The organism is Chromobacterium sp. LK11 (assembly GCF_001043705.1).
Lineage (GTDB): Bacteria > Pseudomonadota > Gammaproteobacteria > Burkholderiales > Chromobacteriaceae > Chromobacterium > Chromobacterium alkanivorans.
Genome location: NZ_LDUR01000011.1, coordinates 43,549 through 69,342, shown reverse-complemented (window position 1 = coordinate 69,342; position 25,794 = coordinate 43,549). Strand labels below are relative to the sequence as shown.

Below are 25,794 nucleotides of genomic sequence, written 5' to 3'. Positions count from 1 at the left end.
ACGAAGACGCTCCGAACGCGGCCTATAATTCGCATTCGAACCGCCGCCGCGCAGTTATCAAGCATAAAAGTTCAAATGCGCAGCGAGCCAAGCGCGCGCGGAGAGGTATAATTCGCTTTTGAAAATTGCCCGAGAGTCTCCGGATCGCGTTCAGGCCGCGTCGCCTGAGCCGCCATCCGCCTTTCCAAGGTCTTTCCATGCGCCGGCAGCGCCCTGCGCAACCGTTCTGTCGTCACAAGATAAAAGGAGATAGAGTAATGCCTTCGGAACAGCCCAAAATCATATACACCCTGACCGATGAAGCGCCGGCGCTGGCCACCAGCGCCTTCCTGCCGGTCGTGCAAGCCTTCGCCGGCTCCGCCGGCATTGAAATCGCCACCGCCGACATTTCGCTGGCGGCGCGCGTACTGGCCGAATTCCCCGACTATCTGGCCGACGAACAGAAAGTGCCGAACACCCTGGCCGAGCTGGGCAAGCTGACCCAGCACCCCGACACCAACATCATCAAGCTGCCCAATATCAGCGCCTCCGTGGCTCAGCTGATCGCCTGCGTCAAGGAATTGCAGGCCAAGGGCTATGCGCTGCCGGACTATCCGGAAAACCCGGCCTCCGACGCCGACAAGGCGATCAAGGACCGCTACGCCAAGTGTCTGGGCTCGGCGGTGAACCCGGTGCTGCGCGAAGGCAACTCCGACCGCCGCGCGCCGCTGGCGGTGAAGAACTACGCCAAGAAGCACCCGCACTCGATGGGCGAATGGAAGCAATGGTCGCAGACCCACGTCTCCCACATGCACCACGGCGACTTCTACCACGGCGAAAAGTCGATGACGCTGGACAAGGCGCGCGACGTAAAAATGGAGCTGACCACCAAGAGCGGCCAGACCATCGTGCTCAAGCCCAAGGTCGCGCTGCAGGCCGGCGAGATCATCGACTCCATGTTCATGAGCAAGAAGGCGCTGTGCGAGTTCTACGAACGTGAAATGGAAGACTGCCGCGAATCCGGCATTCTGTTCTCCCTGCACGTCAAAGCCACCATGATGAAGGTGTCCCACCCCATCGTGTTCGGCCACTGCGTCAAGATCTACTACAAGGAAGCCTTCGAGAAGCACGGCAAGCTGTTCGAGGAACTGGGCGTCAACGTCAACAACGGCATGGCCACCCTGTACGAGAAGATCGAAACCCTGCCGGCCTCCAAGCGCGAAGAAATCATCCGCGACCTCCACGCCTGCCAGGAGCACCGTCCGCGCCTGGCGATGGTGGATTCGGCCAAGGGCATCACCAACTTCCACTCGCCCAACGACGTGATCGTGGACGCCTCGATGCCGGCGATGATCCGCGCCGGCGGCAAGATGTGGGGCGCCGACGGCAAGCCTTACGACGCCAAGGCGGTGATGCCGGAATCCACCTTCGCCCGCATTTACCAGGAGATGATCAACTTCTGCAAATGGCACGGCAACTTCGATCCCAAGACCATGGGCACCGTGCCCAACGTCGGCCTGATGGCGCAGAAGGCGGAAGAGTACGGCTCCCACGACAAGACTTATGAAATCCAGGAAGACGGCGTCGCCAACATCGTCGACCTCGCCAGCGGCGAAGTGCTGCTGTCGCAGAGCGTCGAGCAAGGCGACATCTGGCGCATGTGCCAGGTGAAGGACGCGCCTATCCGCGACTGGGTCAAGCTGGCCGTCACCCGCGCCCGCAACTCCGGCATGCCGGCGGTGTTCTGGCTGGACCCGTACCGCCCGCACGAAAACGAGCTGATCAAGAAGGTGCACGCCTACCTGAAGGATTACGACACCAGCGGCCTGGAAATCCACATCATGTCCCAGGTGCGCGCGATGCGTTACACCCTGGAACGCGTGGCCCGCGGCCTGGACACCATCTCGGTGACCGGCAACATCCTGCGCGACTATCTGACCGACCTGTTCCCCATCATGGAGCTGGGCACCTCGGCCAAGATGCTGTCCATCGTGCCGCTGATGGCCGGCGGCGGCATGTACGAGACCGGCGCCGGCGGCTCCGCGCCCAAGCACGTGCAACAGCTGCTGGAAGAAAACCATCTGCGTTGGGACAGCCTGGGCGAGTTCCTGGCGCTGGCGGTGTCCTTGGAAGAGCTGGGCATCAAGACCGGCAACGCCAAGGCCAAGATTCTGGCCAAGACGCTGGACCTGGCCACCGGCAAGCTGCTGGACGAGGACAAGTCCCCGTCGCGCCGCACCGGTGAACTGGACAACCGCGGCAGCCAGTTCTACCTGTCCATGTACTGGGCTCAGGCGCTGGCCGCCCAGTCCGACGACAAGGAGCTGCAGGCCCGCTTCGCGCCTATCGCCCAGAACCTGGCCGGCAACGAGCAGAAGATTCTGGCCGAGTTGAAAGCGGTGCAGGGCAAGGCGGCCGACATCGGCGGCTACTACCACCCGGACACCGCCAAGTGCGGCGCGGTGATGCGCCCGAGCGCCAGCTTCAACGCCGCGCTGGCGGCAGTGCTCGGCTAAGTCTCTCCCCCGGCGGGAACTTCCCGCCCGACAAAACGCCAAGACAGATGTCTTGGCGTTTTTTTTGCGCCGTCCCGGCTGCGCCGGCGGCAAGCTTTTCATGACCGTTTCATTGATAATCGAAACACAGGCTTGTCCGGCCGCGCGCCGCGCGCGCCACCCTCAGGAGAGAAAGCATGAGCGTCACCCATATCAAGGTTCCGGCAGACGGCGAGAAGATCATCCCCGGCCGGCCGACGCCCGATCATCCGATCATCCCCTTCATCGAAGGCGACGGCATAGGCGTGGACATCACCCCGGTGATGATCAAGGTGATAGACGCCGCGGTGGCCAAGGCCTACGGCGGCCGGAAGAAGATCCACTGGATGGAGGTGTACGCCGGCGAAAAATCCACCCGGCTCTACGGCCCGGACGAATGGCTGCCCAAGGAAACCTTCGACGCGCTGAAAACCTATTCGGTATCGATCAAGGGCCCGATGACCACCCCGGTGGGCGGCGGCATCCGTTCGCTGAACGTGGCGCTGCGCCAAGAACTGGACCTGTACCAGTGCGTGCGGCCGGTGCGCTACTTCAAGGGCGTGCCCTCGCCGCTGAAGCAGCCGGAGCTGACCGATATGGTGATCTTCCGCGAGAACACCGAGGACATCTACGCCGGCATCGAGTGGCAGGCGGGCAGCGAGGCCGCCAAGAAGGTCATCGCCTTCCTGCAGGACGAAATGGGCGTGAAGAAGATCCGCTTCCCCGAGTCTTCCGGCATCGGCGTCAAGCCGGTGTCCAAGGACGGCACCGAACGCCTGGTACGCGCCGCCATCCGCTACGCGATAGACAACGACCGCAAGAGCGTGACCATCGTGCACAAGGGCAACATCATGAAGTACACCGAGGGCGGCTTCCGCGACTGGGCCTACGCGCTGGCCAAGGAGGAGTTCGGCGCGACGCCTGTCGACGGCGGCCCGTGGTGCGCGTTCAAGAACCCGAAGACCGGCCGCGACATCGTGGTCAAGGACGCCATCGCCGACGCCTTCCTGCAGCAGATCCTGCTGCGCCCGGCCGAATACGACGTGGTGGCCACGCTGAACCTGAACGGCGACTACATCTCCGATGCGCTGGCCGCGCAGGTGGGCGGCATCGGCATCGCGCCCGGCGCCAACATCTCGGACCAATACGCGGTGTTCGAAGCTACCCACGGCACCGCGCCCAAGTACGCCGGCCAGGACAAGGTCAATCCCGGTTCGCTGATCCTGTCCGCCGAGATGATGCTGCGCCACCTGGGCTGGAAGGAGGCAGCCGATCTGGTGATCAAGGCGATGGAAGCCGCGATCGCCGACAAGCAGGTGACCTACGACTTCGCCCGCCTGATGGACGGCGCCGTCGAAGTCGGCTGCTCCGCCTTCGGCGACGCGATGATCGCGCGCATGTAAAAGAGCGTGCAGATAATCAAAAAGCCCGCGTTGCCGCGGGCTTTTTGATTGGGGGAAGCACGTCTCAGCGCCGCAGATAATCGACGAAGGCGTAAGCCAGGCCTTCGGCGCTGACGTGGGCCTCGCGGCTGTCCTCGCGCCAGAGTTCGGCGGACACCTCGGGAAAATGGGCGTCGCCCGGATACGCGCCGGCGATCTCGGTCAGGCGCAGGCAGTCGGCGCTGGCGATCGCCTGGCGGTACAGCTCGGCGCCGCCGATCAGGCACACCTCCTCCACCGCGCCGGCCAGGGCCAGCGCCTGCTCCAGCGAATGCGCGGCCTCCGCGCCGTCGGCGCGCCAGTCCGCCTGGCGCGTCACCACGATGTTGCGGCGGCCCGGCAAGGGCCGGCCGATGGAGTCCCAGGTCTTGCGGCCCATGATCACCGGCTTGCCCAGAGTCACCGCCTTGAAATGCTTGAGGTCCTCCGGCAAATGCCAGGGCAGGCGGTTGTCTATGCCTATCACCCGCTCGGCCGCCATCGCCGCCACCAGGGTCAAGCGCGGCTTCCCGGCCGCCGTCATACCGCCACCGCCGCTTTGATGTGCGGGTGCGGGTCGTAGCCTTCCAGCTCGAAATCCTCGAACTTGAAGCCGAAGATGTCCTTGACCTGCGGATTGATCTTCAGCGTCGGCAGGACGCGCGGCTCGCGCGACAGCTGCAGCGCGGTCTGTTCCAGATGATTGCTGTACAGGTGGGCGTCGCCCAGGGTGTGCACGAACTCGCCCGCCTGCAAGCCACACACCTGCGCCATCATCATGGTCAGCAAGGCGTAGCTGGCGATATTGAAGGGCACGCCGAGGAAGATGTCGGCGGAACGCTGGTACAGCTGGCAGGACAGCTTGCCGTCGGCCACGTAGAACTGGAACAGGCTGTGGCAGGGCGGCAGCGCCATCTCGTCCACCAGCGCCGGGTTCCAGGCCGACACGATCAGGCGGCGCGAATCTGGATTGTTCTTGATCATCGCCACCACATTGGCAATCTGATCGATATGGCGGCCGTCCGGCGCCGGCCAGCTGCGCCACTGATAGCCGTAGACCGGGCCCAGATCGCCGTTTTCGTCGGCCCACTCGTCCCAGATCGACACGCCGTTTTCCTTCAGATAACGGATATTGGTGTCGCCGGACAGGAACCACAGCAATTCATGGATGATGGAACGCAGATGGCACTTCTTGGTGGTGATCAGCGGAAAGCCCTGTTGCAGGTCGAAACGCATCTGGTGGCCGAATACCGAACGGGTGCCGGTGCCGGTGCGGTCGGACTTGTCGTGGCCATGTTCCAGCACATGGCGCATCAGGTCGAGATACTGTCGCATTGTGTTCATTCCATCGTTGACGCCGGCCATTGTACCCGACTTGAAGCCCGCCTCGGACTCGACTTGAAGCCGCCTCGGAAAAGCTGGCCCGGCCTCGCCGCTTCGGCTACCATTCTCTTTAAAATCAAGACAGAAGCATGAAACACCGGACATGGCTGAAGATTCCGACCTAGAACGCACCGAACCCGCCACCGCGAAACGGCTGGGCCTCGCCCGAGAAGACGGCAATATCCCGCGCTCGCGCGAGCTGACCACCTTCGCCATCACCATGGCCGGCGTGGCGCTGCTGATGGCCCAGGGCGGCCACATCGCCACCAATCTGGCGCAGACCATGCGCGTACTGCTGACCTTCGACCAGACCACGGTGCACAGTGTGGAGCCGGCGCTGAACCGCTTCAAGGAAACCATTTTCAACGCGCTGTGGAGCCTGGCGCCGCTCCTGGCCGGACTGGCGCTGGTGGCGCTGTTCGTGCCCATGCTGGTGGGCGGCTGGAACCTCACCTTCAAGGCGGTCGAGCCCAAATTCAGCAAGCTCAACCCGCTGCCCGGCGTCAAGCGCATGTTCTCGGTCAACGCCGCCACCGAAGCGCTGAAAGCCATTCTCAAGAGCGTGCTGATCGGCGGCATCGCCACCTGGTTCATCTGGCGCGAGCGCGCCGAGATCATCGGCCTGATCGCCATGCCCCTGCCCGCCGGCATCGCCAAGATGACCGACATGATCATCACCACCTTCTTCGTGGTGACCTCGGCGATGATTCTGCTGGTGGCGATAGACGTGCCCTTCCAGCTGTGGAGCTACCACAAGAAGCTGCGCATGACCAAGGAAGAGGTCAAGCAGGAATACAAGGAGGCCGAGGGCTCGCCCGAGGTCAAGGGCCGCATCCGCCAGATGCAGCGCGAAGCCGCGCGCAAGCGCATGATGCAGGAGATTCCCAGCGCCAACGTCATCGTCACCAACCCTACCCACTACGCGGTGGCGATCAAGTACGACGACGGCATGCGCGCGCCGCAAGTGGTGGCCAAGGGCTCGCTGAAGCTGGCGGAAAAAATCATAGACACCGGCAAGGAGCACCGCGTCATCGTGATGCGCTCTCCCAGCTTCGCCCGCGCGCTGTACTTCCACGCCGAGATGGGAGAGGACATTCCGGCCAAGCTCTACGCCGCCGCCGCCCAGGTGCTGGCCTATGTGTTCCAGCTCAAGAGCTATCAGGACAACGGCGGCCTGGCGCCGGTGTTCCCGGATCAACTGGAGGTGCCCGCCGAGCTTGACCCGCAAAGCAAACGCCAGCAAGATGCGACGCCACCATAATGACAAGGTCGACGAAACGATTCGACCGGCTTGAGCCATAAATCCAGCATGGACTCCATACTAGACATACTGAAGCGCTTCAAAGTCACCCAGCTGGCCGGCCCCGTGCTCATCATCCTGATCCTGGCGATGATGGTGCTGCCGCTGCCGCCGGTGCTGCTGGACATCTTCTTCACCTTCAACATCGCCGTCTCGGTGATCGTGTTGCTGGTGGGGATCAATGTGCGCAAGCCGCTGGACTTCTCCGCCTTCCCCACCGTGCTGCTGGTCACCACCCTGCTGCGGCTGTCGCTGAACGTCGCCTCCAGCCGGGTGATTCTGCTGGAGGGCCACTCCGGCCCGGACGCCGCCGGCAAGGTAATCGAATCCTTCGCCCACTTCCTGATCGGCGACAACGTCGCCATCGGCATCGTGGTGTTCATCATCATCACCATCATCAACTTCGTGGTGATCACCAAGGGCGCCGGCCGCATCGCCGAAGTGAGCGCCCGCTTCACCCTGGACGCGATGCCCGGCAAGCAGATGGCGATCGACGCCGACCTCAACGCCGGCCTGATCGGCGAGGACGAGGCCAGGCTGCGCCGCGTCACCATCGCCGAGGAAGCCAACTTCTTCGGCGCGATGGACGGTGCCTCCAAATTCGTGCGCGGCGACGCCATGGCCGGCATTCTGATCATCGTCATCAACATCGTCGGCGGCCTGATCGTCGGCATGGTCCAGCACGATCTGGACGCCGGCGTCGCCGCCAAGACCTATACCCTGCTGACAATCGGCGACGGCCTGGTGGCGCAGATCCCGGCGCTGATCATCTCCACCGCCGCCGGCATCGTGGTGTCGCGCGTGGGCACCGACAAGGACATGTCCGAGCAACTCATCGGCCAGATGTTCACCAAGCCGCAGGTGCTGTACATCACCGCCGCGGTGATCGGCATGGTCGGTCTGATCCCCAATATGCCTCACTTCTCCTTCCTGCTGATCGCCGGCAGCCTGGGCCTGCTGGGCCGGATGATGGAGAAGCGCCAGAAGGCCGAGGCGCAGCAGGCCGAGCAGCAGCAACAGGCGGCGCCGCCGCCGGAGCACACCACGGCCGAAGTCAGCTGGAACGACGTGCAGCACGTGGACCAACTGGGCATGGAAGTGGGCTATCGGCTGATTCCGCTGGTGGACCGCAGCCAGGACGGCGAACTGTTGCGCCGCATCCGCGGCATCCGCAAAAAGATCGCGCAGGAGCTGGGCTTCCTGGTGCCGCCGGTCCACATCCGCGACAACCTGGAAATCAAGCCCAACGCCTACCGCATCCTGCTCAAGGGCGTGGAACTGGGCACCGGCGAAGCCTTCATCGGCCAATATCTGGCCATCAACCCGGGCCGGGTCAACGGCGAGCTGGCCGGCACCCCCACCACCGACCCGGCCTTCGGCCTGCCGGCGATCTGGATAGACGCCGGCAAGCGCGAAGAGGCGCAGAGCCTGGGCTACACCGTGGTAGACGCCAGCACCGTGGTGGCCACCCACATCTCCAATCTGCTGCAGACCCACGCGGCGGAACTGCTGGGCCGCGAGGAAGTGCAGGCGCTGATCGACCACCAGGCCAAGGAATCGCCCAAGCTGATCGAGGATCTGGTGCCCAAGGTGGTGCCGATAGGCACGCTGCAAAAAGTGCTGCAGCAATTGCTGACCGAAGGCATCCACATCCGCGATTTCCGCACCATACTGGAAACGCTGGCCGATCACGTGGCCACCACCCAGGACATCGACGAGCTGACCAATATCGTGCGCACCGCGCTGTCCCGCGTCATCGTTCAGCAATTATTCCCAGGCGAGCAAGAATTACCCTTGATGACCCTGGAGCCGACATTGGAAAATGTGCTGATGCAGGCGGTGCAGTCCAAGACCGGCGGCGGCCTGGAACCGGGCCTGGCGGAAAATCTGCTGGCCAGCGCCGCCCAGGAAACCGAACAAGTGGAAATTCAAGGGTACAATCCGGTACTCTTGACCGCGCCGGGGCTGCGGCCCTTGCTGGCGCGCTTCCTGCGCCGCGCGTTGCCGCAGCTGCGTGTTATTTCTCATAATGAGATACCGGACAATAAATCAATTCGTATAATTGCTGTAATTGGGGGAAGCAAGGGCTAATCGAACATGGTGGTGAAAAAGTTTTTCGGCAAAACCACGCGTGACGCGCTCAGACAAGTTCGAGAAGAACTGGGCGCGGACGCCCTGATTTTGTCCAACCGCCCCACCATGGGCGGAGGGGTGGAAATCATGGCGGTGGCCGACGCCGACGTCGCCAACCTCGCCACCAATCTGGCCACCTCCTCCAGCAAGCACCCGCCACGCAACGCGCCGCCGGTGGTCAACCGCGCGCCGTCGCCGCTGCCCACGCCGGCCGGAGCGGCGGTCAACCGTGCCATCGCCCGCACTTACGCGATGCCGGTGGAGCCGCTGGACAGCCCGCCTCCGCCGCGCATCGAAGCCCCGCAGCCGCGCCAGCGCATCGAGCCGGCCTTCGCGCCGGAGCCGCAGGCCGCGCCGCGGCCGGCCCAGCCGTCCTATCCGCCGCCGCAATACGCGCAAGCCGCGCCCCAGCCCGCCGCCGCGCCGCGCGCGCAAGCGCCGGCGCCAAGCGCCCCGCCGCCGCGCCCCGCCGCGCCTCCTGTCGTGAACAACGGCGAAGAGCCCGAGGTGATGGCGCAGGAGCTGAAGCAGATCGGCGACGAGATCAAGCTGCTGCGCAGCCTGCTGCAAAGCCAGCTGGCCAGCTTCGCCTGGTCCGACATGGAGGGCAAGGCGCCCAATCGCCTCGAACTGTTCAAGCACCTGCTGGCGATGGGCTTCTCCGCCCACCTGATCCGCCAGTTGATCGAAAAGATGCCGGCCCAGTACGAGGCCGACGTCGCGGTCAAATGGGCGCGTTCGGCGCTGATGCACAATCTGAAGTGCGCGGACTCCGACAAGGAAATCATGGACCGCGGCGGCATTTACGCGCTGGTCGGCCCCACCGGCGTCGGCAAGACCACCACCGTGGCCAAGCTGGCCGCGCGCGCCACCATGCGCTTCGGCGCCCAGCACGTGGCGCTGATCACCACCGACAGCTACCGGATCGGCGCTCAGGACCAGTTGCGCATCTACGGCAAGATTCTCGGCATCCCGGTGTTCTCCATCCAGAACGAGGGCGATCTGCAGCTGACGCTGGCCGATCTGTCCAACCGCCACATCGTCTTCATCGACACCGTGGGCATGGGCCAGCGCGACGCCCGGGTGCTGGCGCAGATAGAAATGTTCCGCACCGCCGGCCGGCCGATTGAACGGCTGCTGCTGCTGGCCTCCAACGCCGACGGCCAGACGCTGGAAGACGTGGTGCGCCGCTACCGCGGCGACGGCCTGACCGGCTGCGTGCTGTCCAAGATAGACGAATCGGTGGCGATGGGCCCCAGTCTGGACGTGATCATCCGCAACCGGCTGCGCCTGTTCTACATCACCAACGGCCAGCGCGTGCCGGAAGACCTGCACGCCGCCCACGCCGGCTTCCTGGTGGACCGCGCGATGCGCTCGCAGCAACAGCACTCCCCCTTCACCCTTCAGGCCGACGAACTGCCCATCATGAACGCGGCCCAGGCCGGATGGTTGTAAGCGCGATGCAGGATCAAGCCGCCAGCCTCCGCCTGCTCAGCGCCCGGTCCGCGCGCGCGCCCAGCTTCGCCTTCATCGGTTCCGCCAGTTCCGGCGCCAGCACCCTCGCCACCGAACTGGCGCTGGGCCTGGCCTACGCCGGCCAGCGGCCGCTGCTGGTGGACTGCACGCTGGGCCAGGTGCAGGCGCGCCGGCTGGGCGTGCCCACCACCGCCACGCTGGAAAGCCAGGTCATCACCCTGGGCGGGCTGGACGAGATGATGGTGAGCTCGCGCCAGGGCATTCAGCTGATCAATCTCTACGCGCGCCCGGAAGAGCGCGCGCTGTTCTCCGCCCAGCTGTGGCTGCGGCTGGGCAGCGAATTCGCCGCGCTGGAGCGCGACGCCTCGGTGCTGCTGGTGGACGCCCCCAGCCCCGCCCACGACCCGGTGCCTGCCAGCGTGGCCGACAATTTGGTATTAGTGCTCACGCCGGCGGCGGAGTCGCTGACGACGGCCTACGCTAATATCAAGAGGTTGTCCGGCAGCTACGGCCGCCAGCGCTTCAATGTGCTGATCAACCGCGCGCGCCACCTGGAGGAAGCGCGCGAGCTGTTCACCCGGCTGTCCGCCGCCACCGGCGAATTCCTGTCGGTGTCGCTGCGCTGGGTGGGCTTCGTGCCGATGGACAACGCGGTGCGCCGCAGCCAGACGCTGCGCCGGCCGCTGATGGAGGCGTTTCCGGACAGCGAGGCCGCGATGGCCTTCTCGCAGCTGGCCGCGGTGCTGCCGCAGTGGGACACCCAGGAAACGCCGCGCAGCGGCACCGGATTCATGGATTTGTTGATTGCCGCCTCGCGCGATTGGGCCGAGGCGGATGGAGTCAAACCGCTATGACCTTGCCGTCCGTACGCCGCACCGGCTACGCCGCCGCCTCGCCTCCCGTCGAGATCGACGTGGAGGCCTACGCGCCGCTGGTCAAGAAGCTGGCCGGCATGATGATCGCCCGGCTGCCGGCCTCGGTCGAAATCGACGACCTGATCCAGGTCGGCGTCATCGGCCTGATCGAGGCGGCGCGCCAGTTCGACCCGGCCCAGGGCGTGATGTTCGAAACCTTCGCCAGCCAGCGGGTGCGCGGCGCGATGCTGGACGAGCTGCGCCGCGAGGACTGGATGCCGCGCCAGGCGCGCCGTCACTCGCGCCAGATCGAGGACGCGGTGCGCCAGCTGGAGCACCAGTTGGGCCGCGCGCCGCTGGAATCGGAAATCGCCGCGCAGATGGGCCTGGAACTGGAACAGTATCAGGACATGCTAGGCGATTGCCGCGGCATGACCTTGCTGCATTTCGAGGACTTTTCCAACGACGACGGCGACGCGCTGCCCGACGCGGTGGCCAATGTCGCCGACGAGGACTCGCCGGACCCGCTCGCGGCGCTGGCCGACGGCGGCTTCCGCCAGGCGCTGATAGACGGCATCAAGCTGTTGCCGGAGCGCGACCAGCTGGTGATGTCCCTGTATTACGAGCAGGAATTGAATCTGAAGGAAATCGGCGCGGTGCTGGGCGTCTCCGAATCGAGAGTCAGCCAGCTGCACAGCCAGGCCATCGCCCGGCTGCGCGCGCGCATCAAGGACTGGCTCTGAGCCGCCGCGCCCTGACGCGGCATAACATTAAAAACCGGAACTTCGCGTGGATAAGATAAGCATTGTAGCCATTCTGATGGGCCTGACCGCCATTATCGCGGGACAGGCGCTGGAAGGCGGCAACATCGGCTCCCTGATGCAGCTGACCGCCTTCATGATCGTCATCGGCGGCACCGTCAGCGCGGTGATGCTGCAAAGCACGCCCAAGCAATTCGCCGCCGGCGTGCGCATGCTGAAATGGATTTTCCAGCCGCCGGTGCTGGACCACGACAAGATGATCCGCGAGATCATCAACTGGAGCCAGACCGCGCGCAAGGGCGGCCTGCTGGCGCTGGAAGGCTACATCAATCTGCAGAAGGACCCCTTCATCAAGAAAGCGCTGCAAATGCTGGTGGACGGCGCGGAGCCTGACACCCTGCGTTCGGTGATGGATGTGGAGATCTCCATGTTCGAGCACGCGCGCAAACAGGCGGCGCGGATCTGGGAGTCCGCCGGCGGCTACGCGCCGACCATGGGCATTCTGGGCGCGGTGCTGGGCCTGATCCACGTGATGGAAAACCTGTCCGACCCGTCCAAGCTGGGCGCCGGCATCGCCGTCGCCTTCGTCGCCACCGTTTACGGCGTCGGCTCCGCCAACCTGCTGTTCCTGCCCATCGCCAACAAGCTCAAGCACCTGATCGCCTCGGAAGTCGCCTTGAAAGAGCTGGTGGTGGAAGGCCTGGTCTCCATCGCCAACGGCGAAAACCCGCGCATCATCGAAAGCCGGCTCAAGGGCTTCCTGGCGATGCACGAATAATGAGCGCGCGCTCTGCGCGCTCTTCACCGCCGCACGCCAAGCCGGCGTCGCCCTCCTCTTCTTCCCCCGCGTCGCCGTTTTTTGAAAGACGGGCCCATCCTTTTCCGCTGCAATGACCGGCGTCGGACTTGCCGCGGCCTGAACGGAAAACGACAGGACCGCCCGCCCATCGGCGCCGCCCCGCGAGCAAGCCCGCCGCCATCCCCAATCCAGCTTGGAAGCACAGATGAAAATATCGAGCCCGATATCCATCCAATCGATCTACTCGCAATTGCTGCAGCACCAGGCCCAACATCCCGACAAGTCGCAAGAGCCGAGCTTCGGTCTGAGCAAGAACGGCGCCCTGGTGGTGTACAACAGCCGGCTGCACGGCTTGCTGCACCCGAACCAGACCAAACGCGCCAAAGCTTTCGTCCGGCACCTCTGCCAGGATCCGACCGCGCAAGCCAATCTTCGCGGCGCCAGGAAAGCGCTGATCAGCCAAAGCCATGTGGTGCACGACCGCGCCCAATACGGCGACCCCACGGCGAATTTCAGGCTGGACGCCCGACAGAACAAAATCGTCACCACCTCCTCCCCGCAGGAGAAGCTCTTGTTCGAGCGGGATAAAGCGCAAGTCTTGTCCGGCAGCGTGGCGCCGCTGATCGGCAAGGGCGTGCTCGCCTCCGCAGCCGGCGTCCAGGCGGCCGCCCCGGCCGGCGTCGTCGACTGCATTCGCTACGACCGCGACGGCGAGAAAAAGGGCGGCGACGCCGTCTCCGCCGACTTCATCAAGTTCTACCACGGCGATCAGGCCAAGGCGGAAGAGCTGATTCCCGGCACGCCGATCGGCAACCATTACAATAAATTCCAGTTTGGCGACGCGCTGCGGCTGATCGAAATCGGCAACGGCCTGCAAGGCACGGTGGGGATGAAATTCGACACCGGCAAGATGCAGGACGGCGATTGCTGCCTGTTCAGCGCCGGCGCGCTCTCCGGTTGCACCATGGTCTACGCGCTGAAAGGAGGGATGCTTTACGCCTATCACGCCGGAACCGTCAAAAACGGCGACGATGAGTGGGAAACGGCAAGCGACGGGGCGCGCTCCATCGTCGACGCCCATCGCCAACTCAGCGGCGAAAAAACCGCACTAGACAGCCCGGTCGGCAATAACCGCGAGCTGGCCGCCTTTCTTCACGAGCATTTCGATCACGCGATGATGGTCTACAGCGGCAAGGGGACAACGCCGGATCTAGCGGACAGCGGCCATGTGCGCCACTTTGACTACAACAAGACGCCGCTGCGGCAAGAGCTGGCCAGCGTCGGCAACGCGCTGGCGCTGCTCAAGAAGACCGGCGACAGCCTGAGCATTGAATTCCTCGGCGACAGCATGCGGATCAATCACAACTGCGGCGTGCATTCGCAGGATTCCGCCATTTACGCGGTCGACATTAGCCCGCTTTGAACCCGCACCCGACCGATACGCGCCGCCGCTACTGGAAAAACTGCTGCAGATAATCGACGAAGGCCCTGACCTTGCCCGGCACGTGCCGCCGCGCCGGGTAGACCGCGGACAGGTCCAGGCAGTGCCAGTCGTAATCGCCGAGCAGCGGCACCAGGGTGCCCTCGGCCAAGCCCTGCTCCACCAGGAAACGCGGCTGCAGAATCACCCCCATGCCGTGGACGGCGGCGTCGGTCAGGATGTCGCCGTTGTTGGCGCGCAGCATGCCCTTGACCTTGACCCGGCCGCTGCTGCCGTCCGGCGCGGTGAAATCCCACAGATTGGGCTGGGCGGTCAGCGCGTACAACAGGCATTGATGCTCGGCCAGCTCCGCCGGCGTCGCCGGCGTGCCGCAGCGTTGCAGATAGCTGGGCGCGGCGACGACCAGGTCGCGTATCCGCGCCAGCCGGCGCGCCACCAGGGACGAGTCCGACAGATTCGACACCCGCAGCCCCAGGTCGAAGCCCTCTTCCACCAGGTCCACCCGCCTGTCGTTCAGGTTCAGTTCCACTTCGATCTGCGGATACTGCTGGTGAAAACCGGCCACCACGCGCCCCAGGTAGCGCATGCCGAAGGACACCGGCGCCGACACCCGCAAACGCCCCACCGGACTGCTGGCGCCGTGCGATAAGCGGGCGTCCAGATCGTCAAGCTCGGCCAGCAGGCCGCCGGCCTGGCCCAGATAGGTCTCCCCCGCCTCGGTCAAGGACAAACGCCGCGTGGTGCGGTGCATCAGCCGCACCCCCAGCCGCCCTTCCAGGCTGGACACCAGCTTGGTCACCATCGCCCGCGACAGCTCCAGCCGCTCGGCGGCGGCGGCGAAACTGCCCAGTTCCGCCACGCAGACGAAGGCGCGGATTTCCGAAAAGCGGTCCATGATCATTTCCTATTGGTAAACAATATTTTTATTAATAGCGGATTTATTGAGTTTTCTCTACATGGTCAAATGCACTCCATCGCAAACTTGATTGGAACCCACACCATGAACCGCTTCCAGAACCCCGCCCTCGGCACCCTGATCCTGCGTCTGTCGCTGGGCCTGATGTATCTGTCCCACGGCCTGCTCAAGCTGCTGGTGTTCACCCCGGCCGGCACCGCCGGCTACTTCGCCAGCCTGGGCCTGCCCGGCTTCGTCGGCTACCTGGCCATCCTGGCCGAAGTCGGCGGCGGCCTGCTGCTGCTGTCCGGCTTCTTCGCCCGCTGGGTGGCGCTGGCGCTGACCCCGCTGCTGCTCGGCACCATCGTGCTGGTGCACGGCGCCCACGGCTGGATGTTCGCCAACGAAGGCGGCGGCTGGGAGTACCCGGCCTTCCTGATCGCCGGCTCGCTGGCCCTGTTCTTCCTCGGCGACAACAAGCGCCAGGCCTGACACGGCGGCGTCTCCCGCTCGCCCAAGACGGCGGCCCTCCGATGGGCCGCCGTTTTCCATTTATCGCACAACAAAAATGCAACAGCCGGCCGGCTGTCGCGCGCGCCGCCAAGGCCTCCTCTTTGGCGCGCAAAATCAATCCCCGCCGCGGCCGCCCCGCTCCCTTCCCCGCCGCCGACGCGCGTACTAGTGCAAATACGTGAATTCCTACTTGCGCAATTTCTTGATTGCCATCAAGCTGCACCGTTATTTCGATGTAGTTAAACTACAATATTGGCATCATATCGCCAGTTGGACAGTAAGCGTCTGTACTGTTGCGGCGCCATGAATGTCACAGCGCCATCGAATCAAGACAGGCCTATCCGTACGGTGTACCCTATCCGGCACGCCACGCGGAACCGCTCATGAAGAAGCAGGCCGACGCTCGTAATAAAACAACTGATAAATTCCCGATCTGAGGAGTTACATATGAGCACACCCTTGCCAAGACTGAAGATCCTCGCCCCCCTCTCCGGGTGGCTGGTCGCCCTGGACTCCGTCCCGGATCCGGTGTTCGCCGGCAAGATGGTGGGAGACGGCATCTCGCTGGACCCCACTTCCTGCAGTCTGCTCGCGCCGGTCTCCGGCGTCGTCAGCAACCTCCATTCCGCGCACCACGCGCTCACCATCACCTCGCCCGAAGGCGTGGAAGTGATGGTGCACATCGGCATCGACACCGTCATGCTCAAAGGCCAGGGCTTCCAGCCGCTGGTGGAACAAGGACAACGCGTCAGCGCCGGCCAGGCGCTGATCGACTTCAATCTGGATTTGGTGGCGCGCAACGCGCAGAGCCTGCTGACCCAGATCATCATCACCAACGGCGACCAGACCGTCAGCGCCATGCACCAAGCCAGCGGCCTGGCCGAGGCCGGCAAGACCGCGGTGCTGGAGCTGGAACTGGCCGGCGCGGCCGCCGCCGCGGCGCCGGCCGCCGGCGGCGCCAAGCTGCTGTCGCCGGACATTGAAATCACCAACCCGGCCGGCCTGCACGCCCGCCCGGCCGCGGTGTTCGCCAGCAAGGCGAAAAGCTTCCAGGCCGACATCCACCTGCTGTTGGGCGAACAGTCCGCCAACGCCAAGTCCGTGGTCGGCGTGATGGGGCTGTCCACCCGCAACGGCGACAAGGTGCGCATCGAAGCCGCCGGCGCGGACGCCGAACAGGCGCTGGCCGAGCTGACCCAGCTGCTGCTGGACCGTTGCGGCGAGGCCGAGGACGAAGCGCCGGCCGCGCCGGCGCCCATCGCCGCCGTCGCCCAGCAACAGGAAAGCGCCGAGCTGCTGGTCGGCGTCGGCGCCTCTCCCGGCCTGGCCATCGGCCGCGTCTATCATCACCGGCTGCAGGAGTTCGACGTGCCGGAATTCGGCCAGGGCGCCAGCCTGGAGCAACAGCACTTCGCCCGCGCCACCGAAGAAGCCGCCCAGCAGATCGACGCGGTCAAGAGCCAGCTGACCGACGCCGCCAAGCAGGCCATCCTGTCCATGCACCAGGAACTGCTGCAAGACCCGGACCTGCTGGCGCAAACCTACGCCGGCCTGGCCGACGGCAAGTCCGCCGCCTGGTCCTGGCGCGCCGCCTTCAGCTCCTACTCCGCGCGCCTGGAAGCGCAAGACAACGCGCTGCTGCGCGAACGCGCCAACGACATCCGCGACGTGGGCCGCCGCGTGCTGGCGCTGCTGGCCGGCGTCAAGCAGGCCAGCCTGGACGTGCCGGCCGGCTCCATCCTGATCGCGGAAGACCTGACCCCGTCCGACACCGCCGCGCTGGACCCCAAAAAAGTGCTGGGCTTCTGTACCCGCACCGGCGGCGCCACCAGCCATGTGGCCATCCTGGCGCGTTCGCTGGGCATCCCGGCGATCTGCGGCATCTCCCAGGCCGCGCTGGCTCTGCCCGACAGCGAACAGGTCATCATCGACGGCGGTCGCGGCACGCTGCGCATCGCGCCTAACGCCGAACAACTGGCCAGCGCCGAGGCGGAAATCGCCCAGATCGCGGAACGCCGCGCCGCCGAGGCGGCGATGTCGCAGCGCGAAGCGCGCACCAGCGACGGCGTCCGCATCGAAGTGGTGGCCAATATCCGCAACGCCGCCGACGCGCGCGAAGCGGTGGCCAAGGGCGCCGAAGGCGTGGGCCTGCTGCGTTCGGAGTTCCTGTTCGACAACCGCGACACCCCGCCCAGCGAGCAGGAACAGGCGGAGGAATACTGCGCGGTGGCCCGCGCGCTCGGCGCGGAACGACCGCTGGTGGTGCGCACGCTGGACGTGGGCGGCGACAAGCCGCTGTCCTATCTGCCGCTGCCCAAGGAGGACAACCCCTTCCTCGGCCTGCGCGGCATCCGCGTCAGCCTGGAGCGTCCGGACCTGCTGCGCACCCAGTTGCGCGCCATCCTGCAGGCCGCGCCGCTGACCCGCCTGCACATCATGTTCCCGATGGTGGCCTCGCTGGACGAGCTGCGCGCCGCCAAAGCCGTCCTGGCCGAAGAGCAAGCCGCCAGCGGCCGGCAAGACGTCAAGGTGGGCATCATGGTGGAAGTGCCGTCCGCCGCCGTCATGGCCGCGCGCTTCGCGCCGGAAGTGGACTTCTTCTCCATCGGCACCAACGACCTGACCCAGTACGTGCTGGCGATGGACCGCGGCCACCCGCAGCTGGCCAAGCAGGCCGACGCGCTGCACCCGGCGGTGCTGGCGATGATAGCGATGACCTGCGACGGCGCGCGCGCCCACGGCAAATGGGTGGGCATCTGCGGAGGCCTGGCCTCAGACGAGCGCGCCGCGCCGCTGCTGGTGGGCATGGGCGTCACCGAGCTGTCGGTCAGCACCCCGGCGCTGGCCGCGGTCAAGGCCACGCTGTCGCGCTGGAGCGCGGAGGAGTGCCGGACCCTGGCGCAACAGGCGCTGGCCCTGTCCACGGCGAGCGAAGTCCGCGAACACCTGAACGCGCAAGCCAGATAAACGCAAGAGAATCTCCGGCCATCCGGAGCGATGTGGGGCGGCGAGCGCGCCGCCCGCTATTTCCTACGCTGTTGAGCAAGGAATGAACCACCATGTTTAGTCAATCATTCGCATTTCTGCAAAAGATCGGCAAGGCGCTGATGCTGCCGGTAGCCGTGCTGCCGGTGGCCGGCCTGCTGCTGGGCATAGGCGCCACCGATTTCCACACCCAGAACACCGTCGCGCTGGCCATCCTGTCGCTGATGAAAAACTCCGGCGACGTGATCTTCGGCAATCTGCCGCTGATCTTCGCCGTCGGCGTGGCGCTGGGCTTCACCGAAAACGACGGCGTGGCGGCGATCGCCGCCGTGATCGGCCATCTGGTCACCACCGTCACCCTGGGGGTGATGGCCGGCCTGATGGGAGTCAAGCCCGACACCATCATGGGCCTGCCGTCGATACAGACCGGCGTGTTCGGCGGCATTCTCGCCGGCGGCCTGGCGGCCTATATGTTCAACCGCTTCTACCGGATCAAGCTGCCCGAATACCTGGGCTTCTTCGCCGGCAAGCGCTTCGTGCCCATCATCACCGCCATCAGCGCCATCGCGCTGGGCGTGGCGCTATCCTTCATCTGGCCGCCGATAGGCAACGGCATCAAGAGTTTCTCGCAGTGGGCCGCGGTCAGCGACCCGCGCACCGCCGCCACCGTCTACGGCCTCGTCGAACGGCTGCTGCTGCCCTTCGGCCTGCACCACATCTGGAACGTGCCCTTCTTCTTTGAAATCGGCGCCTTCCCCGACGCGGTCAGCGGCAAGATGATCCATGGCGACATCAACCGCTTCTTCGCCGGCGACCCCACCGCGGGCATCCTGTCCGGCGCCTTCCTGTTCAAGATGTTCGGCCTGCCGGCCGCGGCCATCGCCATCTGGCATTCGGCCAAGCCGGAGAACCGCGTCAAAGTGGGCGGCATCATGATTTCCGCCGCGCTGACCTCCTTCCTGACCGGCATTACCGAACCGATTGAATTCTCCTTCCTGTTCGTGGCGCCGGTGCTCTACCTCCTCCATGCCTGCCTGGCGGCGTCGGCGCAATTCATCGCCAACACCCTGGACATGCACATGGGCTTCACCTTCTCCCAGGGCGGCATCGACTTCCTGATGTTCAACCTGATCGGCGACAAGGCCAAGCACGCCTGGTACGTGTTCATCCTCGGCCCGATCTACGCGGCCATCTACTATGGGGTGTTCCGCTTCGTCATCGCCAAGTTCAACCTGAAGACTCCGGGCCGCGAAGACGAGAGCGCCGACGCCGGCGCGGCGGTCAGCGAGGATGCGCGCGCGCGCGAACTGGTGCTGGCCTTTGGCGGCCGCTCCAACATCAGCAGCCTGGACGCCTGCATCACCCGGCTGCGCATCGCGGTGCGCGAGCCGGCCAAGGTCAACCAGGCCAAGCTCAAGAGCATGGGCGCCTCCGGCGTGGTGGTGGTAGGCAACGGCATCCAGGCCATCTTCGGCCCGCAGTCGGAAAACCTGAAAACCGATATGGAAATCTATCTGCGCGGCGCCGGCGCGGACGCCGAAATCGACGCCCCGGCCAGCGCGCCGGCTCCGGCGGCTCCCGCCGCGGCGCCGACGCCCGCCGCCGATCAGAACCAGGCCGCGGCGTTGCGCCAGGCGCTGGGCGGCGCGGCCAATCTGGCCAAGGTGGAAGCCATCGCCCATACCCGCTTGCGCGTGGAGCTGAAACAGGCCGCGCTGTTCAATCAGGACGCCGCTCGCGCGGCCGGCGTGGCGGCGATGCAGGAAGTGGCTCCCGGCGTCTGGCACCTGATCGTCGGCGACCGGGCCGCCGGCCTGGCGCAGGCGCTGCAAAGCTGAGCCGACTCAAAACCATGCAAAAACGCCAGCGCGAGCGCTGGCGTTTTTTATTGGGATTCCGTCTAGGCTACAAGGCGAACAACTCGCGCAGATGACGCGCCACGCCGGCCTCGCGATTGCTGCCTATGCGCGGCACATCCGGCAATTGCTCGGCCAGCCGCGCCTGGGCGTTGCCCATCATCCGCGGGTGGCCGGCAGTGCGCAGCAGCTCGATATCGTTCTGACCATCGCCGAAAGCCAGGCAATGCGCCTTGTCCAGGCCCAGATCCGCCAACACCAGCTCCAGCGCGTGGCCCTTGGACACCCCGGGCGCCATCACTTCCAGGCAGTCGTCGGCCGAGAAGGTGATGTACAGCTCGTCGCCGAAAGCCTGGTGCAGCTTGCGCTCCACTTCCAGCAGATACGCGTGCTCGCCGATGTAGAGCACCTTGCCGACGCCCGCGCCGCTGTGTCCGGCCAGGTCGGCCAGTTGATAGCGCAGGCCGGAATCGGCGTGGAAATTGAGCAGGTACTGGCAGGGCTGATCGATCAGCCAGGCGTCGTCCAGATAGAAGTTCAGCACGGTGCCGGCGGCGAACTCCGGCTGCGCCAGCCGGCGCACCAGGACGGGATCGATATCCTGGCGATGCACCAGCTTGTCGTCGGGATCATGCACCCGCGCGCCGTTGGAGGTGATCAGGTGGGCGCGGATGCCCAGCGCCTGACGAATGCCCTGCACGTCCAGATAATGGCGGCCGGTGGCGATGGCGAACCGCACGCCGCGCGCCTGCAAGGCCTGCAAGGTGCTAGCGGTGAAATCGTCCACCGCGTGATTGGGGTCCAGCAAGGTGCCATCCAGATCGGATGCGATGAAGTGATACACCATCAAACTCCCGCGACAACAGAAGCGCACATTATACGCGCGGCCGGCGGCGCTGCCCATCAATGCGAGCGGACGCTTTCTGCTCCGAACCGGGATCAGTTGGGCGCGGCCTCGCCGCCAAACTGCTCATAGGCCTGCAAGGCCTCCGCCGCCGTCATCAAGGACGGGCCGCCGCCCATATAGATAGCCACCTGCAACATCTCCATGAATTCGGCGCGGCTGCAACCCAGTTCCACCAAGGCCTTGGCGTGAAAGGCCAGACAGCCATGGCAACGGTTGGCGATGCCTATCGCCAGCGCGATCAGCTCCTTGGTCCGGTTCGACAAGGCGCCGTCGGCGTGCGCGGCGCGGCTCATCTGGCCGAAGCCCTTCATGGTTTCCGGGATTTCCTTGCGCAGCTTGCTCAACTCCGCGCCCAGTTCCGCGCTTAGATCGGGGTAATGCTGGCTCATGACTGGTCTCCTCGACATAACAATATATATTATATTTAATCATATATTGAAAGATAAAAGCAAGCCGCACGGCGGACCCCAGGCCAAACCCCAAGCTCTGTGGGCGGATCGCATGGCCGGCCTGCCCGCAGCGCCAAGAGCCTGTTCAAAGTCTCGCGAGCAAGGGCGAGACAAGGCGAAAACTAGCGAAAAAGCGGAATGTACACGTGGTACATGAGCATTTCGAAGCGGGTTTCAACGTCGTATCGCCGCAGCGCAGCAGATCGTAAACAGGTTCTAAGCCTCCCCTCTTCCCGGCAAGGCCAGCAAACGCTCCTTGCGCGTCTTGCGCATGCCCACCAGGCTGACGACTATCCACAGCACTTGCGCCAGCAAGGACGCCAGATTGAAGGCATAGCACAGCGAGATCAACAGCAGCACCGCGCCCATCAGATTGAAGCCGCTGTAGCTGTAGTCGCTCAGGTCCACCAGCCTCCATTGCAGCAGGCTGTAGGCCAATAGATAGAAAAACACGCCGATCAGCCCTATCCAGTCATACCACATCATGACGCCCCTCCTTGAGGAGTCCCGCCCTATTGGACGCGGCGCGGCACATCCTCGTCCCACTCCCGCCGCAGCAGCAACTGCTCCCCCTCCCAGGCGCTTTGCCGCGCCTGGATGCGAAACCGGCCGGCGTCCGCCGTCAGCGTCAACTCGCTGTCCACTCTGACCCGCCAATCGCCGCGACCCGCGCTATAGCTCCACTTCACCGCGCCGCTGGCCGACAAGGGCCGATCGGGCAGAATGCGGTAGATTTCCTCGCAGCTTTGCGCCACTTCCAAGCCGTGGTCGTCAAAACGATAGTGGCCGAAATCGTCGCGGATCACGGTGCGCACCTCCCCGCTCATCGCGTCCTCGATGATTTCTCGGCTGTTGGCGGGAGGACGCAAATAACTCAGGGCCAACGGCGGCGCGGCTTCCGGCGCGGCAAACGGTTGCGCCGCCTCGGTGCTCAGGTCATGCACCGGCAGGCTGAGCTCGGCGCCGGCCAAGTCCAAGCTCAGCCGGGCATGATCGGCCGCCGGCCAGATCAGCGGGAAGTAGGCGCTGGAAACGCTCAGCCGCAGCCGATGGCCCGCCGGCAGACGGTAGCCGCAATCGTCCAGTTGCAGCCGAATCTCCATCCACTCGCCCGGCGTCACCGCCTGCGGCTGTTGATAGCCGTCGCGCAAGGCCAGATTCAACACCCCGTAACTGATGCGGGTCGCCGCCCCGTCCGGCGCCACGTCGTTGAGCCGCACCGCCAGTTGACCGCTGGGGCTATCGCACTTCAAACGCAGCCGCAGCAGCGGCGCGCCCAACAGCGGCAGCTCCCGCTCCAGCGCCCGGCTGTCGAACACCAGCGAACCGGCGTCGTCGCGGCGCTGATCCAGCGGAAACTCCGGCCCCAGCCAGATCACGCAATATTCGCCGCAGGCGGCGCCGGTGCTCAGCGGCGAACGGATGCCAAGCTCGCCGGCATCGGAAGCCCCCGGCCGCAACGCCCCGTCGGCGCCCAGCCCCCATTGCTGCAGGCGGACATGCGGGCTCGGCCAGGCCGGATCGCGCAGCCAGACGCCCGGACGCTCGGCATAGCTGGCTTGCGGCGGCGCCGCGTCTTGCAGATACAGCGTCACCGGGTCTTCGGCCATGATGCCGGTGTCGACATCCTTCAACCAGTAGTCCCACCAGCGCAGCGCTTCCTGCAAAAAACCGATCGCCGGATCCGGCACCGCGAAGTGCGGGTACTTGTGAGCCCACGGGCCGATCAGCGCTTTTTTCGGGCAGCTCAGTTGCTGCATCATCCGGCCGACGGCGTTGTGGTAGGCGTCGCCCCAGCCGCCCACCGCGTAGACGGCGGCCTTGATGGCGCCGTAATCGGCGCAGATGGAGCCATGCCGCCAATAGTCATCGTCGGTCTGGTGGCTCAGCCAGGTCTTGAGCAGCAGCGGCATCCGCTCCAGCCTTTGCAGCCAGCGTTCGCGCCAGGCCTCGCCCACCAGCAGCGGATCGGGCGCGGCGGCGCAGTAACTGAGCATGGTGCCGGCCCAGCCCAGGTTCTCCAGCAATAAAGCGCCGCCCTTGTAATGGATGTCGTCGGCGTAGCGATGATCGGTGGAGCATAAGGTGATCACGGCCTTCAAGGCCTCCGGCTGGCGGGCGGCCACTTGCAGGCTGTTGAAGCCGCCCCAGGAAATGCCCATCATGCCGACCTTGCCGCTGCACCAGGGCTGCGCGGCGATCCAGGCGATCACTTCCAAGGCGTCGTCCTGCTCCTGCCGCAGGTACTCATCGACGAACTCGCCGTCGGATTCGCCGCAGCCGCGCATATCCACCCGCAGGCAGGCGTAGCCGTGGCCGGCGAAATACGGGTGGGTCAGCTGATCGCGCACCGCGGTGCCGTCGCGTTTTCTATAAGGCAGGTATTCCAGGATCGCCGGCACCGGCCTGGCTTCGGCGTCCTGCGGCAGCCACATCCGCGCCGCCAGTCGGCAGCCGTCGGCTAGCGTGATGGTGAAGTGCTCCACTTCCCGAATGGCGTGCGGAAACTGAGTAATGGTTTTCATGACTGAGACTCCTTGGCGACCGCGGACGCCTCGCTAGCTGACAGACGCTCCAGCTTGCCGGAATTCACCAGAGCGATGAGCGACAGCATGCAGCCCATGACGATGAGCAAGGCCGGCAGGCCGCCGAGATTGGACATCATTTTTACGCCGTCGACGCCGCCGGCGTAGCTGGTCATCACCCAGGACACCAGGCCGATCACGCCCCCCCACACGATCTTCATGCTCTTGCCGGCTTTCTCGGCGCTGTCGGCGTAAAAGCCGGAGGTGCACAAATTGCTGATGGCGTCGGTATTGCTGTCCGCCGCGGTGACGTAGTTGAGAAAGGCGATGAACACCACCGCGGCCACCATGATTTCGCTCATCGGCAGCTGACGGATGATGGTGTACAGCACATTCTCCACGCCCTGCTGCTCCAGCACGTTTTTGAGCAGGCCGGCCTGGCCCAGGTCTATGGAGAGGGCGGTGCCGCTGAAAATCATGATCCACAGCGCGGTAAAGCCGGCCGGCAGCAGCAAATTCATCACAATCACTTCGCGCACGGTGTAGCCGCGGGAGATCTTGCCCAGAAACATGGCGCTGATCGGCGCCCAGGCAAACCATACCGCCCAGTAGAAAATGGTCCAGGAGCCGGCCCAGCCGTCCTGGCTGGCGGCGCCGGTGGACAGGCTTAGCCGGAAGAACTGGTTCAGATAGTTGCCGAACGATTCCAGGCCAAACGCCAGGATGAAGGTGGTGGGCCCAAAGATCAGCAAAAAGCCGGCCAACGCCAGCAAGATCCAGGTATTGATGCTGGACAACCAGGTCAGCCCGCGCTGCAGGCCGCTGAGCGCGGAGCAGACAAAGGTCACCACAATGGCGGCGATGACCAGCCCGAGGCTGAACGGACTGGCGGGCAGCGGCAGATATTGATTGATGCCGCCCACCAGCGCCAGCGCGCCGGTGCCTAGGCTGGAAGCCATGCCGGCCACCAAGGCGTACAAGGCCAGCGCGTCTATCAAGTGCCCGCTGCGGCCGCCCACCCGGCGCCCCAGCAAGGGCTGCAACATGCTGCCCACAGAGAACGGCAGCTTGAGGTTGTAAAACACCAGGCCGAACAACAGCGCCGGCACGGTGTAAATCGCGTAAGGGGTAAACGTCCAGTGCAGAAACATCGCCGACATGGCGAAACTGGCGGCTTCGGCGCTGCCGGCGCTCAGGCCATACGCCGCCGGCGGGTAGTACAGGTGGTAAATCGGCTCGGCCGAAGTCCAGAACAGCACCCCCACCGCCATGGTGGTCATCAAGGTGACGGCGAACCAACGCTTGCGGCCCAGCAGCGGTTGAGCGGCCTCGCCTCCAATGCGCAGCTTGCCTATCGGCGAGAAATAGACCCAGCCACAGGTCAGCAGCAAGCTGAAGCTGGCCAGACTGAACAACCAGGAAAAGTGGCCGAGTATCCATTTGTTGGCGCCGCTGGCCAGGTGGAGAAAAGCGGGCAGGTCGAGATAGCTGAGCAGCAAGGCCGCCAGCAGCAGTAAGAAAGTGGGCCAGAACACCAGGGGCTTGATGCGATGATGGCGATGCATGGTTGGTCTCCTCTATGG

20 protein-coding genes are annotated in these 25,794 nt (G+C 65.0%); 12 read left to right on the top strand and 8 right to left on the bottom strand.

Annotated elements, in window-relative coordinates; genetic code table 11:
- The first annotated feature begins 257 nt into the window (after nt 1-257).
- Together VK98_RS07395 and icd are read left to right on the top strand one after the other, a co-directional pair.
- Complete coding sequence (locus tag VK98_RS07395; protein WP_048413438.1) at nt 258-2,495, top strand: NADP-dependent isocitrate dehydrogenase; 2,238 nt, start codon at nt 258-260, stop codon at nt 2,493-2,495.
- Between the two features lie 176 nt (nt 2,496-2,671).
- A complete protein-coding gene (icd, locus tag VK98_RS07390; RefSeq protein ID WP_048413437.1) occupies nt 2,672-3,916 on the top strand; it encodes an NADP-dependent isocitrate dehydrogenase in 1,245 nt (414 codons plus the stop codon).
- A gap of 64 nt (nt 3,917-3,980) precedes the next feature.
- Here icd and VK98_RS07385 read toward each other — a convergent pair whose 3' ends face one another.
- Entirely contained in the window at nt 3,981-4,478 is a 498-nt protein-coding gene (locus VK98_RS07385; RefSeq protein WP_048413436.1) for a dihydrofolate reductase, read from the bottom strand.
- The gene (locus VK98_RS07380) at nt 4,475-5,269 is read right to left on the bottom strand and encodes a thymidylate synthase (RefSeq protein ID WP_048413435.1); all 795 of its coding nucleotides are present in this window, start codon (nt 5,267-5,269) and stop codon (nt 4,475-4,477) included. Before VK98_RS07380 ends, VK98_RS07385 begins: the two co-directional genes overlap by 4 nt.
- Before the next feature lie 151 nt (nt 5,270-5,420).
- Here VK98_RS07380 and flhB point away from each other — a divergent pair, with 151 nt between their 5' ends.
- From flhB to VK98_RS07345, 7 genes are all read left to right on the top strand, one after another.
- The gene (gene flhB, locus VK98_RS07375) at nt 5,421-6,578 is read left to right on the top strand and encodes a flagellar biosynthesis protein FlhB (RefSeq protein WP_048413434.1); all 1,158 of its coding nucleotides are present in this window, start codon (nt 5,421-5,423) and stop codon (nt 6,576-6,578) included.
- Nucleotides 6,579-6,626: 48 nt separating this feature from the next.
- A complete protein-coding gene (flhA, locus tag VK98_RS07370) occupies nt 6,627-8,708 on the top strand; it encodes a flagellar biosynthesis protein FlhA (RefSeq protein WP_048413433.1) in 2,082 nt (693 codons plus the stop codon).
- 6 nt (nt 8,709-8,714) lie between these two features.
- On the top strand, nt 8,715-10,205 hold the full coding sequence (flhF, locus tag VK98_RS07365; protein ID WP_048413432.1) for a flagellar biosynthesis protein FlhF: 1,491 nt from the start codon (nt 8,715-8,717) through the stop codon (nt 10,203-10,205).
- Between the two features lie 5 nt (nt 10,206-10,210).
- Nucleotides 10,211-11,080 carry a flagellar synthesis regulator FleN gene (locus VK98_RS07360; RefSeq protein ID WP_048413431.1) on the top strand — a complete coding sequence of 290 codons (870 nt, stop codon included), beginning with the start codon at nt 10,211-10,213 and terminating at the stop codon, nt 11,078-11,080.
- Complete coding sequence (locus VK98_RS07355) at nt 11,077-11,823, top strand: RNA polymerase sigma factor FliA (RefSeq protein ID WP_048413430.1); 747 nt, start codon at nt 11,077-11,079, stop codon at nt 11,821-11,823. Before VK98_RS07360 ends, VK98_RS07355 begins: the two co-directional genes overlap by 4 nt.
- A 46-nt stretch (nt 11,824-11,869) precedes the next feature.
- Nucleotides 11,870-12,619, top strand: coding sequence for a flagellar motor protein (locus VK98_RS07350; protein ID WP_039756256.1), 750 nt, complete (start codon nt 11,870-11,872; stop codon nt 12,617-12,619).
- Between the two features lie 226 nt (nt 12,620-12,845).
- Nucleotides 12,846-14,063, top strand: coding sequence for a cytotoxic necrotizing factor Rho-activating domain-containing protein (locus VK98_RS07345; RefSeq protein ID WP_048413429.1), 1,218 nt, complete (start codon nt 12,846-12,848; stop codon nt 14,061-14,063).
- Nucleotides 14,064-14,091: 28 nt separating this feature from the next.
- On the opposite strand, the gene VK98_RS07340 is transcribed toward VK98_RS07345, so the two are convergent.
- Complete coding sequence (locus VK98_RS07340) at nt 14,092-14,976, bottom strand: LysR family transcriptional regulator (protein WP_048413428.1); 885 nt, start codon at nt 14,974-14,976, stop codon at nt 14,092-14,094.
- A gap of 105 nt (nt 14,977-15,081) precedes the next feature.
- Here VK98_RS07340 and VK98_RS07335 point away from each other — a divergent pair, with 105 nt between their 5' ends.
- The 3 genes from VK98_RS07335 (at nt 15,082) to ptsG (ending at nt 20,312) form a co-directional block, all read left to right on the top strand.
- Nucleotides 15,082-15,468 (top strand): DoxX family protein, encoded by a 387-nt coding sequence (locus VK98_RS07335; protein WP_019103721.1) that lies wholly within the window; start codon nt 15,082-15,084, stop codon nt 15,466-15,468.
- Nucleotides 15,469-15,936: 468 nt separating this feature from the next.
- Nucleotides 15,937-18,456, top strand: a complete 2,520-nt coding sequence (gene ptsP, locus VK98_RS07330) for a phosphoenolpyruvate--protein phosphotransferase (RefSeq protein WP_048413427.1) — start codon at nt 15,937-15,939, stop codon at nt 18,454-18,456.
- A 92-nt stretch (nt 18,457-18,548) separates the two neighbouring features.
- The gene (gene ptsG, locus VK98_RS07325) at nt 18,549-20,312 is read left to right on the top strand and encodes a PTS glucose transporter subunit IIBC (RefSeq protein ID WP_048413426.1); all 1,764 of its coding nucleotides are present in this window, start codon (nt 18,549-18,551) and stop codon (nt 20,310-20,312) included.
- 67 nt (nt 20,313-20,379) lie between these two features.
- Here the strand turns inward: ptsG and VK98_RS07320 are convergent, their stop codons facing one another.
- From VK98_RS07320 to VK98_RS07300, 5 genes are all read right to left on the bottom strand, one after another.
- Complete coding sequence (locus tag VK98_RS07320) at nt 20,380-21,177, bottom strand: Cof-type HAD-IIB family hydrolase (protein ID WP_197082993.1); 798 nt, start codon at nt 21,175-21,177, stop codon at nt 20,380-20,382.
- A 92-nt stretch (nt 21,178-21,269) separates the two neighbouring features.
- Complete coding sequence (locus VK98_RS07315) at nt 21,270-21,626, bottom strand: carboxymuconolactone decarboxylase family protein (protein WP_048413425.1); 357 nt, start codon at nt 21,624-21,626, stop codon at nt 21,270-21,272.
- Between the two features lie 276 nt (nt 21,627-21,902).
- Nucleotides 21,903-22,172 (bottom strand): hypothetical protein, encoded by a 270-nt coding sequence (locus tag VK98_RS07310; protein WP_048413424.1) that lies wholly within the window; start codon nt 22,170-22,172, stop codon nt 21,903-21,905.
- 26 nt (nt 22,173-22,198) lie between these two features.
- Complete coding sequence (locus VK98_RS07305) at nt 22,199-24,211, bottom strand: CocE/NonD family hydrolase (RefSeq protein ID WP_048413423.1); 2,013 nt, start codon at nt 24,209-24,211, stop codon at nt 22,199-22,201.
- A complete protein-coding gene (locus VK98_RS07300) occupies nt 24,208-25,776 on the bottom strand; it encodes a BCCT family transporter (protein ID WP_048413422.1) in 1,569 nt (522 codons plus the stop codon). The genes VK98_RS07305 and VK98_RS07300 overlap by 4 nt, the downstream gene beginning before the upstream one ends.
- Between the last annotated feature and the right edge of the window lie 18 nt (nt 25,777-25,794).

Excerpts from the sequence above, each read along its gene's own strand:
- VK98_RS07310 (WP_048413424.1), bottom strand. The coding sequence starts at position 22,172 with ATGATGTGGTATGACTGGATAGGGCTGATCGGCGTGTTTTTCTATCTA.
- VK98_RS07355 (WP_048413430.1), top strand. The coding sequence starts at position 11,077 with ATGACCTTGCCGTCCGTACGCCGCACCGGCTACGCCGCCGCCTCGCCT.
- ptsP (WP_048413427.1), top strand. The coding sequence starts at position 15,937 with ATGAGCACACCCTTGCCAAGACTGAAGATCCTCGCCCCCCTCTCCGGG.
- flhA (WP_048413433.1), top strand. The coding sequence starts at position 6,627 with ATGGACTCCATACTAGACATACTGAAGCGCTTCAAAGTCACCCAGCTG.
- VK98_RS07335 (WP_019103721.1), top strand. The coding sequence starts at position 15,082 with ATGAACCGCTTCCAGAACCCCGCCCTCGGCACCCTGATCCTGCGTCTG.
- VK98_RS07300 (WP_048413422.1), bottom strand. The coding sequence starts at position 25,776 with ATGCATCGCCATCATCGCATCAAGCCCCTGGTGTTCTGGCCCACTTTC.
- VK98_RS07345 (WP_048413429.1), top strand. The coding sequence starts at position 12,846 with ATGAAAATATCGAGCCCGATATCCATCCAATCGATCTACTCGCAATTG.
- ptsG (WP_048413426.1), top strand. The coding sequence starts at position 18,549 with ATGTTTAGTCAATCATTCGCATTTCTGCAAAAGATCGGCAAGGCGCTG.
- VK98_RS07320 (WP_197082993.1), bottom strand. The coding sequence starts at position 21,177 with ATGGTGTATCACTTCATCGCATCCGATCTGGATGGCACCTTGCTGGAC.
- flhF (WP_048413432.1), top strand. The coding sequence starts at position 8,715 with ATGGTGGTGAAAAAGTTTTTCGGCAAAACCACGCGTGACGCGCTCAGA.
- VK98_RS07360 (WP_048413431.1), top strand. The coding sequence starts at position 10,211 with ATGCAGGATCAAGCCGCCAGCCTCCGCCTGCTCAGCGCCCGGTCCGCG.
- icd (WP_048413437.1), top strand. The coding sequence starts at position 2,672 with ATGAGCGTCACCCATATCAAGGTTCCGGCAGACGGCGAGAAGATCATC.
- flhB (WP_048413434.1), top strand. The coding sequence starts at position 5,421 with ATGGCTGAAGATTCCGACCTAGAACGCACCGAACCCGCCACCGCGAAA.
- VK98_RS07380 (WP_048413435.1), bottom strand. The coding sequence starts at position 5,269 with ATGCGACAGTATCTCGACCTGATGCGCCATGTGCTGGAACATGGCCAC.
- VK98_RS07385 (WP_048413436.1), bottom strand. The coding sequence starts at position 4,478 with ATGACGGCGGCCGGGAAGCCGCGCTTGACCCTGGTGGCGGCGATGGCG.
- VK98_RS07340 (WP_048413428.1), bottom strand. The coding sequence starts at position 14,976 with ATGGACCGCTTTTCGGAAATCCGCGCCTTCGTCTGCGTGGCGGAACTG.
- VK98_RS07395 (WP_048413438.1), top strand. The coding sequence starts at position 258 with ATGCCTTCGGAACAGCCCAAAATCATATACACCCTGACCGATGAAGCG.
- VK98_RS07315 (WP_048413425.1), bottom strand. The coding sequence starts at position 21,626 with ATGAGCCAGCATTACCCCGATCTAAGCGCGGAACTGGGCGCGGAGTTG.
- VK98_RS07305 (WP_048413423.1), bottom strand. The coding sequence starts at position 24,211 with ATGAAAACCATTACTCAGTTTCCGCACGCCATTCGGGAAGTGGAGCAC.